Here is a 17,544-nt window from a genome sequence, read left to right as displayed (position 1 = left end):
TCCCTGTCTTTGTCGTGGTCATGAGCCTGCTCGGGGTGATGCTACGGACGGAATTCCGGTCCGCCGGAGGTGCTGCCACTTGTTGCAGGAAATCCGATCCGAAGAATCTGAATCCTTCCTGCCGAGAGGTGAGAAGAGGCCTTTCCGGAAATTGCATCCACGTGCCACTCGGCTTGCCCGGGCGTGTATTCGTTTACTGAACGTCGATGGACCGCAGACGGCGGAGACCGGCTACCCGGACGAACGGCACGGATCCGCGCGCCTCCTGACGGCCGGTGATCCGGCCTGCCTCGGCGCCGACAGTCCGGAGCCCCGGGTCTGCCGCCCCTTTGCTCACCGACCGGTTCCCGGATCGGCCAGGCCCGAAGAAACAGAGGACAGATGTCTGACTCGTCAGCCACGGTTCTGCCGCTGACCGCCGGCCAGGCCGGAATCTGGTACGCGCAGAGCCTCAGCGGTCCGAACCCGACGTTCAACGCGGCCCTGTACATGGAGATCGCCGGCGCGGTCGACCCCGTGCTGTTCACCGCGGCCATGCGCCAGGTCGTCACCGAGACCGAGGCGCTGCGGGCGCGGTTCACCGAGCAGGGCGCGGGCCCCGTCCAGGTGATCGAACCGGTCACCGACTGGTCGGCGGAGCCCGTGGAGGTCCTCGACCTGAGCGCGCGGGAGCGGCCGGGCGACGAGGCCGACACGTGGATGTGGGCGGACGCACGCACCCCGGTGGACGTGCTCGGCGGCGCCCTGTACCGCTTCGCGCTCATCAAGGTCGCCGACGACCGGTTCTTCTTCTACTACCGCTACCACCACCTGGTGATGGACAGCTTCGGCGCGGGCCTCGTCGCCTCCCGCACCGCCGACATCTACACCGGTCTGGTGGCGGGCGAGGACACCTCCGACGGCGCGTTCCCCCCGCTGCGTGAGCTGATCGACGACGAGACCGCGTACCAGGGGTCCGCCGTCTTCGAGGCCGACCGTGACTTCTGGACCGCGCAGTTCGAGGACCGGCCGAACGCCGTGAGTCTCGGGGACCGCCCGACGGCCCTGCCCACCGACCAGATTCGCGAGACCCGCCACGTCCCGGCGGACTCCGCCAACCGGGTCCGCGACGCGGCCCGTGACGTCCGCGTCGGCTGGCCGGCCGTGGTGCTCGCCGCCCTCGCCGCCTACACGAGCCGGATCTCCGGCAGCGGTGACGTGGTCATCGCCCTGTCGGTCGCCGCGCGTACGACCGGCGCGGGGCGGACCGTGCCCGGCATGGTGTCCAACGTGGTCGGCGTCCGGATGACGGTGCGCCCCGACATGACGGCGCAGGAGCTCGTCCGCCACGCCCACCAGCGCATGCGCGCCGTCTCCCGGCACAAGCGCTACCGCTACGAGGACCTCCGGCGCGATCTCAAGCTCCTGGGCTCCGACGGCCGGCTGCTCGGCCCGAGACTCAATCTGCACGTCGTCGCGCCCGCCGTGCACTTCGCGGGGCTGCCGGCGAGCCTGCACCCGCTGATGGCCGGACACGACGACGACTTCTCGCTCATCGTCGTCGGCGACCAGGACGGCGGCCTCCGGTTCGACGTCTCGGCCAACCCGGATGTGTACAGCACCGAAGCGGTGCGGCAGCACCACCGGTTGATCACCCGGCTGCTCGATGAGCTCACCGAGAACCCCGAGCGTCCGATCGGCGCCCTGGACGTCGTCGACCCCGAGACGCTGGCCAGGCTGGTCGGCGACTGGGGCGGTGCCGCCCGGACCACGGAGCCGGTGGAGCGCACCTCCCTGCCCGAGCGCTTCGCCGCCGCGGCGGCCGCGCACCCGGACAACAGGGCGGTCGTGTACCCCGACGGATCGGGCACCCGGTCCCTGACGTACCGGGAACTGGACGCCCGCTCCAACCAGTTGGCCCGGCTGCTCATCAGCCGTGGCGTCCGGCGCGGACAGCTCGTCGCACTGGCGATGCCGCGCTCCGTGGACATGGCCGTGGCGCTGCTGGCCACGCTGAAGGCCGGGGCCGCGTACCTGCCGATCGACCCCGAGTACCCCGCGGACCGGGTGGCCTACATGCTCGCGGACGCCGAGCCCGCCGTGGTGGTCACCGCACAGCGGGACGCCTTCGCACAGCTGGCGGTCCGGACGCCCGAGGTCGTGCTGGACCACCCGGCGACGACGGCCGAGGCCGACGGGCTGGCGAGCACCCCGGTCCAGGACGCCGAGCGCGGCGGACCGCTGCTGCCCGACCAGGCCGCGTACGTCATCTACACCTCCGGGTCCACCGGCAGGCCCAAGGGCGTCGTCGTCGCCCACCAGAACGTGATCCGCCTCTTCGACTCGACCGAGCGGTGGACCGGCTTCGGGCCCGACGACGTGTGGGCACTGTTCCACTCGTACGCCTTCGACTTCTCCGTATGGGAGATCTGGGGCGCCCTGCTGCACGGCGGGACGCTCGTCGTGGTGCCGTTCGCGGTGAGCCGGGCACCGGAGGAGTTCCTGAGGCTGCTGGTGCGGGAGCGGGTGACCGTCCTCAACCAGACGCCCTCGGCCTTCTACCAGCTCATCCAGGCAGACCGGGACAACCCGGACACCGGGCGGGCGCTCGCCCTGCGCTACGTCATCTTCGGCGGGGCGGCACTGGAGTTCGGGCGGCTGGCCGAGTGGTACGAGCGGCATCCGGAGGACTCGCCGCGGCTGGTCAACATGTACGGCATCACCGAGACCACGGTGCACACCACCGAGCGGATGCTCGACGCGGCGTGCGCCTCGTCCGGCAGCGGCAGCATGATCGGCCTCGGCATCAGCGATCTGCGCGTCTACCTGCTCGACACCGCGCTGCGCCCGGTGCCGCCCGGCGTGATCGGTGAGCTGTACGTCGGCGGTCCCGCCGTCGCCGACGGCTACCTGGGCCGGCCGGACCTGAGCAGTACCCGGTTCGTCGCGGACCCCTTCGGTCCGGCGGGGGAGCGCATGTACCGTTCCGGCGACCTGGCCCGCTGGGCCGCGGACGGCAGCGCCGACCTCGAGTACATGGGGCGGGCCGACCAGCAGGTCAAGATCCGCGGCTTCCGGATCGAGCTGGGCGAGATCGAGGCCGCCGTGCTGCTGCACCCCGACGTCCGGCAGGCCGCCGTCGTCGTACGCGAGGACACGCCCGACGACATGCGCCTGGTGGCCTACGTCATCGGCGGTCAGGGGCCCGGCGGACGGGTCGATCTGGAGCCGGCCACGCTGCGCAAGCACGCCGCCGCCACGCTGCCCGAGCACATGGTGCCCACCGCCTTCGTCCAGCTGGACGTGCTGCCCCTGACGGGGAACGGGAAGCTCGACACCCGTGCCCTGCCCGCCCCGGACATGGCGGGTTCCGCCGGTGGCCGGGCGCCCCGCACGCCCGAGGAGGAGATCTTCTGCGGGGTCTTCGCCGAGATCCTCGGTGTGCCCTCGGTGTCCATGGACGACAACTTCTTCGACCTGGGCGGTCATTCACTGCTGGCGACCAGGCTGGTCAGCCGGGTCCGCGCGGCGTTCGGCGTCGAACTCGCCATCCGTACCGTCTTCGAGGCGCCCACTCCGGCGGCGCTGATCGCCTGGCTCGCCGGCCACGGGGACGTGCCCACGGCCCGGCAGCCGCTGACCAGGATGGACAAGCCGCAGGAGATCCCGCTGTCCTTCGCCCAGCTGCGGCTGTGGTTCATCGACAAGATCGACGGCGGCTCCGGCACGTACAACATCCCGCTCGTCGTCCGGCTGAACGGCTCCCTGGACCGTGAGGCGCTGCAGGCGGCGATCGGTGACGTCGTGGCCCGGCACGAGAGTCTGCGCACCGTCTTCCCCGACCACCGGGGCACCCCGCGCCAGCACATCCTGCCGGCGGCACAGGCCACCCCCGTCATGGGGGTGAGCGAGATCACCGCCGACCGGCTCGCCGAGGCGATGACCGAACGCGCCGCCGTCGGCTTCGACCTCGCCACCGAGGCTCCCATCCGGGCGCACCTGTTCGCCGTGTCCGAACACGAGCACGCCCTCCTCATGCCGATGCACCACATCGCCGGCGACGGCTGGTCCCTGGTGCCGCTGACCCGCGACCTCCAGACCGCGTACACGGCACGGTGCGGCGGCACGAGCCCCGAGTGGGAGCCCCTGCCGGTGCAGTACGCCGACTACACGCTGTGGCAGCGCGAGATCCTGGGGGACGAGGACACGCCGGGCTCCGCGATCTCCGGCCAGCTGGCCTTCTGGACGCGGTACCTGCGCGGACTGCCCGAGGAAGTCACGCTGCCCACCGACCGGCCTCGGCCGGCCGTCGCGTCCTACCGCGGCGAGACGCTCCGCTTCGACCTGCCGCCCGCACTGCACCAGCAGCTGACCCGCTGCTCGCGCGAGCACGACGTCAGCCCGTTCATGGTGGTGCAGACCGCCCTGGCGGCACTGCTCGGCAAGCTCGGCGCCGGTGACGACATCCCGCTCGGGATCTCCATCGCGGGACGTACCGACGAGGCGCTCGACGACCTGATCGGCTTCCTCGTCAACACCCTGGTGATGCGCACCGACCTCTCCGGCGACCCGAGCTTCGAGGACCTCCTGGGCAGGGCACGCGCGGACGGCCTGGCCGCCTTCGCCAACCAGGACCTGCCCTTCGAGAGGCTGGTGGAGGCCGTCAACCCGGAGCGCTCGGCCGGCCGTCACCCGCTGATCCAGATCGGCCTCGGCTTCCAGAACAACGCGACCCCGAGTCTCGACCTGCCCGGTCTCGACGCCTGGATCGAGCCCGCCGTCACCCACACCGCCAAGCTGGACCTGCTGTTCGACTTCCGCGAGGTCCAGGGCGACGGGGACACCCCGGACCACACCACCTGCGCCGTCGAGTACGCCACCGACCTGTACGACGAAGCGACGATCGAGCTGCTCACCAGGAGGCTGATGCGCCTGCTGGACCAGGCCACCCGCCGGCCGGAAAGCCGCCTGAGCGAGCTGGACGTGCTGGACGCCGAGGAGCGTCGGCGGATCCTCGTCGAGTTCAACGACACCGCCCGCACTCTCGCCGAGGGCACGATGGCCGAGCTCTTCGCCGGCCAGGTGGCGCGCACCCCCGGCTCGTCCGCGGTGGCCGTGGGCACGGAGGAGCTGAGCTACGCCGAACTGGGCGGACGGGTCAACAAGCTGGCCCGGCACCTGGTCACGCACGGCATCGGCGCCGAGGACCGGGTACTCCTGGTCATGCCGAAGTCGCTGGACCTCCTCGTGGCCCAGCTCGCCGTGGTCACGGCGGGTGCCGCCTTCGTGCCGGTCGACCCCGGCTATCCGCGCGAGCGCGTCGCCTTCATGGCCGAGGACTCCGCTCCCGTGCTGATGCTGACCACCTCCGCCGTCGCGGAGATGGCCGGCGACGTGGTGCCGGACGTGCCCGCGATCGTCGTGGACGCCCCGGTCCCCGCCGCCCGGATCGCGGCCCGGCCCGCCGGACCGCTGTCGGACGCGGACCGGCGGGAGCCCGCCGCCGTCGACCACCCGGCTTACGTCATCTACACCTCCGGCTCGACCGGCCGCCCCAAGGGCGTCGTGGTCACCCACCGGGGCATCGGCAACCTGGCCGCCGCCCAGCGCGAGCGGTTCGACGTCCGGCCGGACAGCCGGGTCGTCCAGTACGCGGCACCGAGCTTCGACGCCGCGGTGTCCGAGACCTGCATCGCGCTGCTCGGCGGAGCGACGCTGGTGCTCCCGGTCGACAGCGGGCTGCTGCTCGGTGACGCGCTGGCCGCGTTCCTGACCGAGCGGCGCATCAGCCACGCTACGATCCCGCCCATCGCGCTGACCGGCCTCGACCCGGCCGCCGTACCGGCCGGCATGGTGCTGACCGTCGCGGGCGAGGCGTGTTCGGCGGAGCTGGCCGGTGTCTGGTCGGCGGGCCGCCGCATGATCAACGCCTACGGTCCCACCGAGACGACCGTCTGCGCCACGATGAGCGCCCCGCTGTCCGGGGCCGTCACCCCGCCGATCGGCACCCCGATCGCCAACGCCCGTGCCTACGTGCTGGACGCGCAGCTCAGCCCGGTCCCGGCCGGCGTGCTCGGCGAGCTCTACATCGCCGGAGTCAACCTGGCCCGCGGCTACCTCGGACGTCCCGGGCTCTCCTCGGAGCGCTTCGTCGCCGCGCCGTTCGGACCGCCCGGGGAGCGGATGTACCGCACCGGCGACGTGGTGCGCCGCCGCGCGGACGGGCAGCTGGAGTTCGTCGGCCGGACCGACGACCAGGTGAAGCTGCGCGGCTTCCGCGTGGAGCTGGGCGAGGTCACGGACGCGCTGACCGACCAGCCGCAGGTCGAGTCGGCCGCCGTGGTGGTCCGGGAGGACCGCCCCGGCGAGCGCCGGCTGGTCGGCTACGTGGTGCCCGCCGCGCAGGACTCCGGTGTCCGTGACACCGGCCTGGAGAGCGACCAGGTCGGGAAGTGGCAGACCATCAACGACGAGGTGTACGGCGCGTCGGCCCACGACGGGCCGCCGCTCGGCGAGAACTTCAGTGGCTGGCACAGCAGTTACGACGGATCGGAGCTGCCCGAGTCGCAGATGCGGGCCTGGCGCGCGGCGACCGTCGACCGGATCCTGGAGCTGCGGCCGCGCCGGGTCCTGGAGATCGGCGTCGGCGCCGGACTGATCATGACGCCGGTCGCACCCCATGTGGACCTGTACTGGGGCACCGACCTGTCCGGCGAGGTGATCGAGACCCTGGGCAGGCAGACCGCGCAGATCCCGGAGCTCGCCGAGCGCACGTGCTTCACGGCGACACCGGCGCACCTGCTGGACGACCTGCCGGCCGGGACGTTCGACACCGTCGTCATCAACTCGGTCGCGCAGTACTTCCCGGGCCTCGACTACCTGAAGGACGTCATCGAGAAGGCGTTCGCCCTGCTCGGTGACACCGGCGCGGTCTTCCTCGGCGACCTCCGCGACCTGCGGCTGCTGCGCCGCATGCGGACGGCCGTCCACCGCACGGGCCACCCCGGGGACGACGCGGCCGCCACCCGGTACGCAGTGGACCGGGCCGTCGAGCGTGAGACCGAACTGCTGGTGGACCCGGCTCTGTTCGACACCCTGGCCGGATCGCTGGAGGGCTTCGGCGGCGCGGACGTCCGCGTCAAGCGCGGCGACTACGCCAACGAGCTCAGCCGCTACCGCTACGACGTGGTCCTGCACAAGCGGCCCGCCGCGCCCGTCACGCTCGCAGCGGCGGAGCCGCTCGCCTGGGAGCGGGCGGGCGGCCTCGACGGGATCGCCGCCCGGCTGCGCGACGAGCGCCCGGAAGGACTGCGCGTCACCGGCATCCCCAACGGCCGGCTCGACGCGGACCTGGCCGGGGAGGACGGCACCGGTGCCGTGCTGCCGCAGGGCGTCGACGTCACCGCCCTGCACGAGGCCGGCACCCCCGCCGGCTACCGGGCACTGGTCACCTGGACCGCGGGGGTGGACGACGGCCGGCTGGACGCGGTGTTCGTACCCGAGCGCGCACCGGACGGGACGGACGCGGTACCCGCCTACCGGGACCTCTACCTCCCGGACGAGGTACCCGCCCGCTTCGCGAACGACCCGCTCGTCGCCCGCAGGACCGGGGCGCTGGTGGCCGAGCTCCAGGAGGCGCTCTCGGAGCGGCTGCCCGACCACATGGTGCCCGCCGCGCTGGTGATCCTGGACGCCCTGCCGGTCACGCTGAACGGCAAGCTCGACCACAAGGCACTGCCCGCACCCGACGCGGCGGCGTCCGCCTCGGACGCGGTGCCCGCCACGCCGCAGGAGCAGACGCTCGCCCGGCTGTTCGCCGAGGTGCTGGGGCTGCCCCGGGCCGGTGCGGAGGACGACTTCTTCCGCCAGGGCGGCGACAGCATCGTCTCGATCCAGCTCGTCAGCCGGGCCCGCGCCGAGGGACTGGTGTTCACCCCGCAGGACGTGTTCGCGCACCGCACGGTGCGGGCCCTCGCCGCGATGGCCGAACCGGCGCCCGCGGGGGACGCGACGCCGTCCGGCGCGGACGCCGCGAGCGAGTGGGACATGGACCTGGTCTCGCAGGACGAACTCGACGAGTTCGAGTCGAAGTGGAGCGTCTAGGAATGAGCACGAACGACAAGTCGTCGCTGGAAGCCGTACTGCCGCTCACCCCGCTGCAGGAGGGCCTGCTCTTCCACGCCCAGTACGACGAGCAGTCGGGCCCGGACGTCTACGTCATGCAGCTGGGACTGGACATCGACGGCCCGCTCGACGTGCCCGCGCTGCGCGCCGCGGCCCACGCCCTGCTGGGCAGGCACGGCAACCTGCGCGCCGGCTTCCGGCACGAGGGTCCGCGTGCGCTGCAGTTCGTGCCCAAGGCGACCGAACTGCCCTGGCACGAGGCCGATCTGACCGGGCTCCCGGAACAGGAGCGGGAGGCGGCGCTGCGCGACCTCACCGACCGGGACCGCGCGACCCGCTTCGACCTGCGCAACCCGCCCCTGCTGCGGTTCACCGTCATCAGGGCCGCGGAGGACAGGCACCGGCTGCTGGTGACCAACCACCACATCCTGCTGGACGGCTGGTCCGCGCCCGTCCTGGTGCGCGAGCTGTTCGAGCTGTACGCGGCGGGCGGGGACGCCGCTGCCCTGCCTCCCGTGACCCCGTACCGCTACCATCTGGCCTGGCTCGCCAAGCAGGACCGCGAAGGCGCGGTCCGGGCCTGGCGGAGCGCGCTGGACGGACTCGACGAGCCGACCCTGCTCGCCGCGATGCCCGACGACCGGTCCACGACGGTGCTGCCGAGCAAGGTCGCCGTTCTGCTCGGACCGGAGACGACCGCCCGGCTGACCGAGCGGACCCGCGAGCACGGCATCACCCTCAACACCGTGGTCCAGGCCGCGTGGGGGCTGGTGCTGGCCGGGCTCACCGACCGCCGGGACGTCACCTTCGGCATGACCCTCGCGGGCCGCTCGCCGGAGATACCCGGTGTGCACACCATGGTCGGTCTCTTCCTCAACACGGTGCCCGTGCGGGTGCGCATCGGGCGCGAGGACACGCTGCTGGGGCTCTGCGGGCGCCTCCAGCAGGAACAGAGCGAGCTGATGGCCCATCAGCACCTCGGCCTCGCGGAGATCCAGCGGGCCGCCGGCCACGGGGACCTGTTCGACACCCTCACGGTCCTCGAGAACTTCCCCGTCGACCCGGCCACGCTCACCCTGCCCGGTGGTCTCTCGGTCGCCGGCTTCTTCTCCACGGACGGCGCGCACTACCCGCTCGCCCTCATGGTCATTCCCGGTTCCTCGCTCGAACTCCGCTTCACCTACCGGTCCGACGCCTTCGAGAAGGCCGAGATCGAGGGCTTCGGCAAACAGCTCGCCGCCGCCCTGGAGGCGTTCGCCGCCGAGCCGTCCCGGCGGACCGCGGCGGTCGAGCTGCTGGACGCCGACGAGCGTGCGCGGCTGCTCCACGTGTGGAACCCGGTGCCCGTCCCGGCACCGGCGCGCACCCTGCCCGAACTGCTGGCGCTGCGCGCCGCCGAGACGCCGGACAAGGAGGCGCTGGTCCGCGGCGACCGGTCGCTGACCTACGCGGAGACGACCCGCCGGGCGGAGGAGATCGCCGCCTGGCTGCTCGAGCGCGGCGTGCGTCCCGAGGAGCCGGTCGGCATCGCGATGGAGCGCTCCGTCGAGTTCGTGCTCGCCGTCCTCGGCGTGCTGCGGGCCGGCGCGGTGTACGTACCCATCGACCACCGCTGGCCGGAGTCCCGGCGTGCGCACGTCCTGCAGGACAGCGGCATCTCGCTGCTCCTGGAGCAGGGCGACCTGCCCGGGTCCTTCCCGGTCCCCGCCGGCGGCGTGCCGATGCCGCCCGGCCCGGAGCGACTCGCCTACGTCATGTACACCTCCGGCTCGACGGGCCGGCCGAAGGGCGTCGCCGTCACCCACCGGGGGATCGCGGACCTGGCCGCGGACAGCCTCTTCGCGGGCGGCGCGCAGGAACGGGTGCTGATGCACTCGGCCCACGCGTTCGACGCGTCGACGTACGAGATGTGGACCCCGCTGCTGAGCGGCGGCACCCTGGTCGTCGGCCCGCCCGGCGAGCTGGACATGGCCACCATCGGGCGGACCGTCGCCGAGGGCCGGGTCACGGCGGCCCTGTTCACCACCGGCCTGTTCCGGCTCATCGCCGCCGAGGCCCCGGAGATCCTGCGGCCGATGCGCGAGGTGTGGGCCGGCGGCGAGGCGGTGCCCGCCGCATCGGTGCGCCAGGTGCTGGAGGCCTGCCCGGACATCACGGTCGTCGACGCCTACGGGCCGACCGAAGTCACCGTCATCGCGGCCGCCCACCCGCTCACCGCGGACCGTCCCGTCCCGGACCCGGTGCCGATCGGCCGCCCGTTCGACGGGAAGCAGGTCTACGTACTCGACAGCGGGCTGAACCTGTGTGCGGTGGGTGTTCCGGGTGAGCTGTACGTGTCGGGTGTGGGGCTGGCCCGGGGGTATCTGGGGCGTGCGGCCCTGACCTCGGAGCGGTTCGTGGCGAATCCGTTCGGTGCGCCGGGTTCCCGGCTGTACCGGACCGGTGATGTGGTGCGGTGGCGTGGTGACGGGGTGCTGGAGTTCGTCGGCCGCCGTGACAACCAGGTGAAGCTGCGCGGCTTCCGCATCGAACTCGGCGAGATCGAGTCCGTACTCGCCGGCCATGACGCCGTCGGCCAGGTCGCCGTCATGGTCCGGGAGGACCGGCCCGGCGTCCGGCAGCTCGTGGGCTACGCCGTGCCCGCCGCCGGTGCGGTGCTCGACACGGACGAGCTGCGCGCGTGGGCGGCCGAGCGGCTCCCGGAGTACATGATCCCGCGGCCCGTCGTCCCCCTGGACGCCCTGCCGCTGACCACCAACGGCAAGCTCGACACGAAGGCGCTCCCCGCGCCCGAGTACGTCGTGGAGGAGGCCCGCGGCCCGCGGACACCGCACGAGGAACTGCTGTGCGGGCTGTTCCAGGAGGTGCTCGGACTGCCCTCCGTGTCCGTCGACGACAACTTCTTCGAGCTCGGCGGGCACTCCCTGCTCGCCACCCGGCTGGTGAGCCGGGTGCGCGCGGTGCTCGGCGTCGAACTGTCCATCCGGCGCGTGTTCGAGGAACCCACCGTCGCCCGGCTCGCGGTCCGCCTCATGGACAGCGCGGCCCCGGCCCGGACACCGCTGCGCCCGGCCGAACGCCCCGCACGGGTGCCCCTGTCGTTCGCCCAGCGGCGGCTGTGGTTCCTCAACCGGATGGAAGGGCCGAGCGCCACCTACAACATCCCCTTCGCCGTCCGCCTCTCCGGCGACCTGCGGGTGCCCGCGCTGACCGAAGCCCTCGGCGACGTGGTCGGCCGCCACGAGTCCCTGCGCACCGTGTTCCCCGACACCGACGGCGAGCCCTGGCAGCAGGTCGTGCCCGCCGCCGTGGCGACGGTCGCCGTCGAGGTCACCGACGTGACGGAGGAGCAGCTGCCCGCCGCCCTCGACGCGGCCGGAGCCGTCGGATTCGACCTCGCCCGCGAACTGCCGCTGCGCGCACGGCTCTTCCGGATCGCACCCGACGAGCACGTGCTGTGTGTCGTCGTCCACCACATCGCGGGCGACGGCTGGTCGCAGGCCCCGCTCTCCCGCGACCTCGGCGAGGCCTACCGGGCCCGGCTCGCCGGCGCCGCACCGGACTGGCGGCCCCTGCCGGTGCAGTACGCGGACTACACACTGTGGCAGCAGCGGCTGCTGGGCGACGAGCACGACGAGGACAGCCTCGCGGCCGGCCAGCGGGCCTACTGGGCCGGACAGCTCGCCGGGGCCCCGCAGGAGCTCGAACTCCCCGCCGACCGCCCCCGCCCGCCCGTCGCCACCCACCGGGGCTCCCATGTGCCCGTCACCGTCGACCCGGAGCTCGCGCAACGCCTGCGCGGCCTCGCCGCCAAGACGGACACCACGCCGTTCATGGTCTTCCAGGCCGCCCTCGCGGCGCTCCTGTCCCGGCTCGGAGCCGGGACCGACATCCCGATCGGTACACCGGTCGCCGGCCGGATGGACGCGGCCACCGACGACCTCGTCGGCTTCTTCGTCAACACCCTGGTGCTGCGCACCGACGTGTCCGGCGACCCGAGCTTCATCGACCTGCTGCACCGGGCCCGCAGGACCGCCCTGGACGCCTACGCGCACCAGGACCTGCCCTTCGAGCGGCTGGTCGACCTCGTCGGCGCGGACCGCTCCCTGTCGCACAACCCCATGTTCCAGGTGCTGATCGCGTACCAGAACAACACGTCGGGTGAGCTGGAACTGCCCGGCCTGCGGATCACCGCCCAGGACATGCTGCTGCCGGTCGCCAAGGTGGACCTGGAGCTGAGCCTGGCCGAGGGCGCCGACGGCGCCGTCTCCGGCATCCTCGGCTACAGCACGGACCTGTTCGACCGGGACAGCGCGGAGCGCGTCGCCGGCCACCTGGTCACGCTGCTGCGCGCCGCCGTGGCCGACCCGCGCGTGCCCGTACGCAGCCTGGAGATCCTGCCCGAGGCACAGCGCGGACAGCTGCTCACCGACTGGAACGACAGCGACCGCCCGGTGCCCGCCGGCACCGTCCCCGAGCTGTTCGCCCGGCAGGCCGCGGCGGTCCCCGCCCGGCCCGCGGTCGTGGCGGGCGGCGCCACCCTGGACTACGCGGCGCTGGCCGGCCGTGCCAACCGGCTCGCCAGGCTGCTGATCGAGCGCGGTGTCGGACCGGAGGACCGTGTCGCGCTCGTGCTGCCCCGGTCGGCCGACCTGACCACGGCGCTGCTGGCCGTGATGACCAGCGGCGGAGCCTACGTACCGGTCGATCCGAACCATCCGGCCGACCGCATCGAGTACATGATCCGCGACAGCGCCCCCGCGCTCGTCGTCACCGTCACCGGTCCGGCCGGCCGGCTGCCGGCCGGGTACGGCGAGCCGCTCGTCCTCGACAGCCCCGAGACCGTCGAGGCGCTGGCCGGCCTCTCCGGGGCCGAGGTCACGGACGCGGACCGCCGCTCACCGCTGTCGACGGACCACCCGGCGTACGTCATCTACACCTCGGGATCCACCGGGCGGCCCAAGGGCGTCTCGGTCACCCACCGGGGACTGGGCAGCCTCGCCGCCTGGCACGCCGAGCGGCTCGGCGTGAACCCGCACAGCAGGGTCGGGCAGTTCGCGGCGCCCAGCTTCGACGCGTCCGCCTGGGAGACGGTCATGGCCCTCCTCAACGGCGCCGCGCTGGTCCTGACCCCGGCCGACGGACCGGTCCTGGGCCAGGCACTCACCGACTTCCTGACCGACGAGCGGATCACCCACGCCACCCTCACCCCGACGGCCCTGTCGGGAGCGGACCCGCAGCACGCCCCCGCGGGCCTGACCCTGGTGACCGCGGGCGAGGCCTGCCCCCGCGACCTCGCGGCCCGCTGGTCTCCCGGCCGCCGGGTGATCAACGCCTACGGCCCGACCGAGACCACGGTCTGCGCCACGGCGAGCAGCCCGGTGGACGGCACCGTCACCCCGCCCATCGGCGGCCCCGTCGCCAACACCAGGGTGTACGTCCTGGACCCGGCCCTGAACCTGTGTGCGGTGGGTGTTCCGGGTGAGCTGTACGTGTCGGGTGTGGGGCTGGCCCGGGGGTATCTGGGGCGTGCGGCCCTGACCTCGGAGCGGTTCGTGGCGAATCCGTTCGGTGCGCCGGGTTCCCGGCTGTACCGGACCGGTGATGTGGTGCGGTGGCGTGGTGACGGGGTGCTGGAGTTCGTCGGCCGCCGTGACAACCAGGTGAAGCTGCGCGGCTTCCGCATCGAACTCGGCGAGATCGAGTCCGTACTGTCGGGCTGCGCGGGCGTGGACGGTGCGGCCGTCGTCGTACGCGAGGACCGGCCCGGCGTCCGGCAGCTCGTCGGCTACCTGGTCCCCGAACCGGGCACCGGCCTGGACACCGGGGCGGTACGCGCGTCGGCTGCCGGCCGGCTGCCCGAGTACATGGTCCCGCAGGTGTTCGTGGTCATGGACGCCCTGCCCCTGACCGTGAACGGCAAGCTCGACACGAAGGCGCTGCCCGCGCCCGACGTCACCGGCTCCGGCGACGGCCGGGACCCGGCCACCGACGCCGAACGGGTCCTCACCGAGGCGTTCGGCGCGGTGCTCGGCCTTCCCGAGGTCGATGTCGACGCCAACTTCTTCGAGCTCGGCGGCGACAGCATCGTCTCCATCAAGCTGGTCAGCCAGGCACGCAAGGGCGGCCTGGTCATCACCCCCCGGGACGTCTTCGAGCACAAGACGGCCGCCGGGCTCGCGGCCGTGGCCCGCACCGTCGACGAACTGCCCCCGCAGGACCCCGACGCCGGGATCGGCGAGGTGCCGCTCACCCCGATGACGCACTGGCTGCGCGACCACGGCGGCCGCATGGAGCGGTTCCACCAGTCCGTGCTGCTCCAGGTCCCCGCCCGGGTGACCCTGGAGAGCCTGACGTCCGCCGTCGGCACCCTGCTCGACCACCACGACGCCCTGCGGCTGCGCCTGACGGTCAGCGACGGCGAGTGGTCCTACGAGGTCCGGGAGCGCGGCGCGGTGGACCCCGCCGACTGCGTGAGCCGGGTCGACATCGCCGGCGCGGACGCCGCGAAGACGCGGGCCGTCATCGCCGAGGAGGCGGAGCGGGCGGTCTCGCGGCTGTCCCCGACGGACGGTGCCATGGTGCGGGCCGTGTGGTTCGACGCCGGCCCCGACGAGCCGGGACGTCTCCTGTTCCTCGGCCACCACCTCGCGGTCGACGGGGTGTCCTGGCGGATCCTCGTACCCGATCTCGCCGAGGCGTGGCAGGCGGTGTCCGAGTCCCGGGAGCCCGCGCCGCAGCCCGTCGGCACCTCGTGGCGGCGCTGGGCGCAGTGGCTCACCGGACTCGCGGCGGAGCCCGCACGCGCGGCGCAGGTCACCTGGTGGGCGGAGCAGCTCGGCGACGGCGACGTGCCCGTGACCGCACAGACGCGCGACCCGGCCGTCGACACCATGGGCACCCAGGAGGCGCTCGTGCTGACGCTGCCCGAGTCGGTCACCGAGCCGCTCCTCACGAAGGTGCCCGCCGCGGCGCGCGGTGGCGTCGAGGACGTGCTCCTGACCGGGTTCGCCCTCGCCGTCGCCGACTGGCGGCGGCGGCGCGGACTCGGGGCCGGCACCGAGGTGCTGGTCGACGTCGAGCGCCACGGCAGGCAGATCCCCGAGGGCGAGGAGCTCGACATCTCCCGCACGGTCGGCTGGTTCACCAGCCTCGCACCGGTGCGGCTGGACCTCGGCCCGGTGCCGTGGGGGAGGGTCCTCACCGACCCGGCCGCCCTGCACAAGGCCCTCAACCGGGTCCGGGAGACGCTGCGGCAGATGCCGGACGAGGGTGTCGGCTACGGCCTGCTGCGCCACCTCAACCCGCACACCCGCGACACGCTCGCCGCTCTCGGCAGCCCGCAGTTCGGCTTCAACTACCTGGGCCGGACCGAGGTCGCCGGGGAAGCCGGCGACGGGACACCCCCGACGAGCCCCGGCGCCGACGACTGGACGATGTCCGCCGACGGCGAGGTGCTCCGGCAGCTCGGCGGCGACCCGGAGATGCCGGCCACCCACGCGCTGTCCCTCAACGTCCTGGTCCAGGACGGTCCGGGCGGGCCGCGACTGGTGGCCAACTGGACCTGGCCGCGTCGCCTGCTGAGCGAGGACGCGGTACGGACGCTGGCCGAGGGATGGTTCCGCGCGCTCACCGCGCTCGCGGAGCACGCAGGCGAGGGCGAGCCGGCCGGCCTCGCCCCGTCGGACCTGTCACTGATCGACCTCGAACTCGACGATCTCGGGGTACTTGAAGCTGAGTGGAGGAAGACCCGGTGACCCGCAAGGATCTTTTTGAGGACATCCTGCCCCTCGCACCGCTGCAGGAAGGCATGTTCTTCCACGCGACGTACGACGAGGACGCCCTGGACGTCTACACCGTGCGGCTGGCCGTCGACTTCGAGGGCCCGTTCGACCTGGACGTCTTCCGTGACGCGGTCACGGCCCTCCTGATCCGCCGCTCCAACCTGCGGGCCGGCTTCCTGTCGGAGAACCTGAGCAAGCCGGTCCAGGTGGTGCCGCGCGCGTTCGAGACCCCCGTCCTCGTGCACGACCTGTCCGCGCTGGACGAGGACGGCCGGCGCACGCGCCTGGCCGAACTGTCGGCGGCCGACGAGGCCGTGCGGTTCGACCTCGCCGTCCCGCCGCTGCTGCGGTTCACCGTGGTGCGCCTGGCCGAGCGCGGCTGGCGGCTCATGTTCAGCTGCCACCACATCCTGCTCGACGGCTGGTCCATGCCGATCGTCCTCGGTGAGCTCTTCGAGCTGTACGGGCGGGGCGGCGACGCGGCGGGCATGCCGCCCGTGGTCCCGTTCAAGCTGTACCTCGCCTGGCTGCGCAAGCAGGACAAGCAGGAAGGGCTGGCGGCGTGGCGGGCCGCACTCGACGGTCTCGTCGGCCCCACCCTGGTGGCCCCGCAGGCCGACGACACCGTCGAGGCCCTGCCCGGCCAGCTCACCCTGGACCTCTCCGAGGAGCGGAGCGCGGCGCTGACGGCGCTGGCCCGCCGGCTGGGCATCACCGTCAACACCATGGTGCAGGTCGCATGGGGACTCCAGCTCGCCCGGCTCACCGGCACCGACGACATCGTCTTCGGGGCCACCGTCTCCGGCCGCCCTCCCGAGATCGAGGGCGTCGAGGGCATCGTCGGGCTGTTCATCAACACGGTTCCGGTGCGCATCCGGCTGGACGCGGCCGAGACCCTCCCGTCACTGCTCGTCCGGGTCCAGGCCGAGCAGTCGGCTCTGCTCGACCACCACTACATCGGGCTCACGGAGATCCAGCGCGCCGCCGGCCACGGCGAGCTGTTCGACAGCCTCGTCGCGTTCGAGAGCTACCCGGTGGACGCCGACAGCCTTCAGGGCTCGCTCGGCGACCTCACGATCACCGGGACCACCGGGTCCGACGCCACGCACTACCCGCTGACGCTCATCGCCGTGCCCGGCCGACGGCTGCAGCTGCGCCTCGGCTTCAGGAACGCCCTGTTCACCGAGAAGTCCGTCGCCGGGATCCTCGGCAATCTGGAGACCGTCCTGCGGAGCGTCGCCGGCGACGGCGCGCAGCCGGTGGGCGACGTGCTGCCCTCGCTCGCCCTGCCCATCGGCTGGGAGGTCCCCGACCGCGGCCCGCGCGGCGGCGCCGTGCCGTCGCTGACCGCCCCGGCCGCCGGTGGCGGCGGCTCCGCGGGCCGGGCTCCGCGCACCCCGCACGAGGAGATGCTCTGCGGCCTGTTCGCCGAGGTCCTCGGCGTCCCGTCGGTGTCGATCGACGACAACTTCTTCGACCTCGGCGGGCACTCCCTGCTCGCCACCCGTCTGGTGAGCCGCATCAGGAGCGCCTTCGAGATCGAACTGCCGGTGCGCGCCCTGTTCGATGCGCAGTCGGTGGTGGCGTTGGCGGAGCGGGTGGTGGGTTCGTCGGTGGGTGGGCGTGTGGCGTTGGTGCCGATGGTGCGTCCTGACCG

3 protein-coding genes are annotated in these 17,544 nt (G+C 73.0%); all 3 read left to right on the top strand.

The genetic code is table 11. The annotated features are described in order from the left end of the window. Positions 1-381: 381 nt before the first annotated feature. A complete protein-coding gene (locus AB0F38_RS30670; RefSeq protein WP_361900467.1) occupies positions 382-8,082 on the top strand; it encodes an amino acid adenylation domain-containing protein in 7,701 nt (2,566 codons plus the stop codon). 2 nt (positions 8,083-8,084) lie between these two features. After that, a complete protein-coding gene (locus AB0F38_RS30665) occupies positions 8,085-15,860 on the top strand; it encodes an amino acid adenylation domain-containing protein (RefSeq protein WP_361900464.1) in 7,776 nt (2,591 codons plus the stop codon). Further along, positions 15,857-17,544, top strand: a 1,688-nt coding sequence (locus AB0F38_RS30660; protein WP_361900462.1) for a condensation domain-containing protein, incomplete at its 3' end; no start/stop codon positions are given. The genes AB0F38_RS30665 and AB0F38_RS30660, both read left to right, overlap by 4 nt.

This window comes from Streptomyces sp. NPDC025273, from assembly GCF_040638585.1.
GTDB lineage: Bacteria > Actinomycetota > Actinomycetes > Streptomycetales > Streptomycetaceae > Streptomyces > Streptomyces cinereorectus.
Note: the sequence above shows the minus strand (reverse complement) of the source record. Positions and strands in the feature narration are given on the sequence as shown.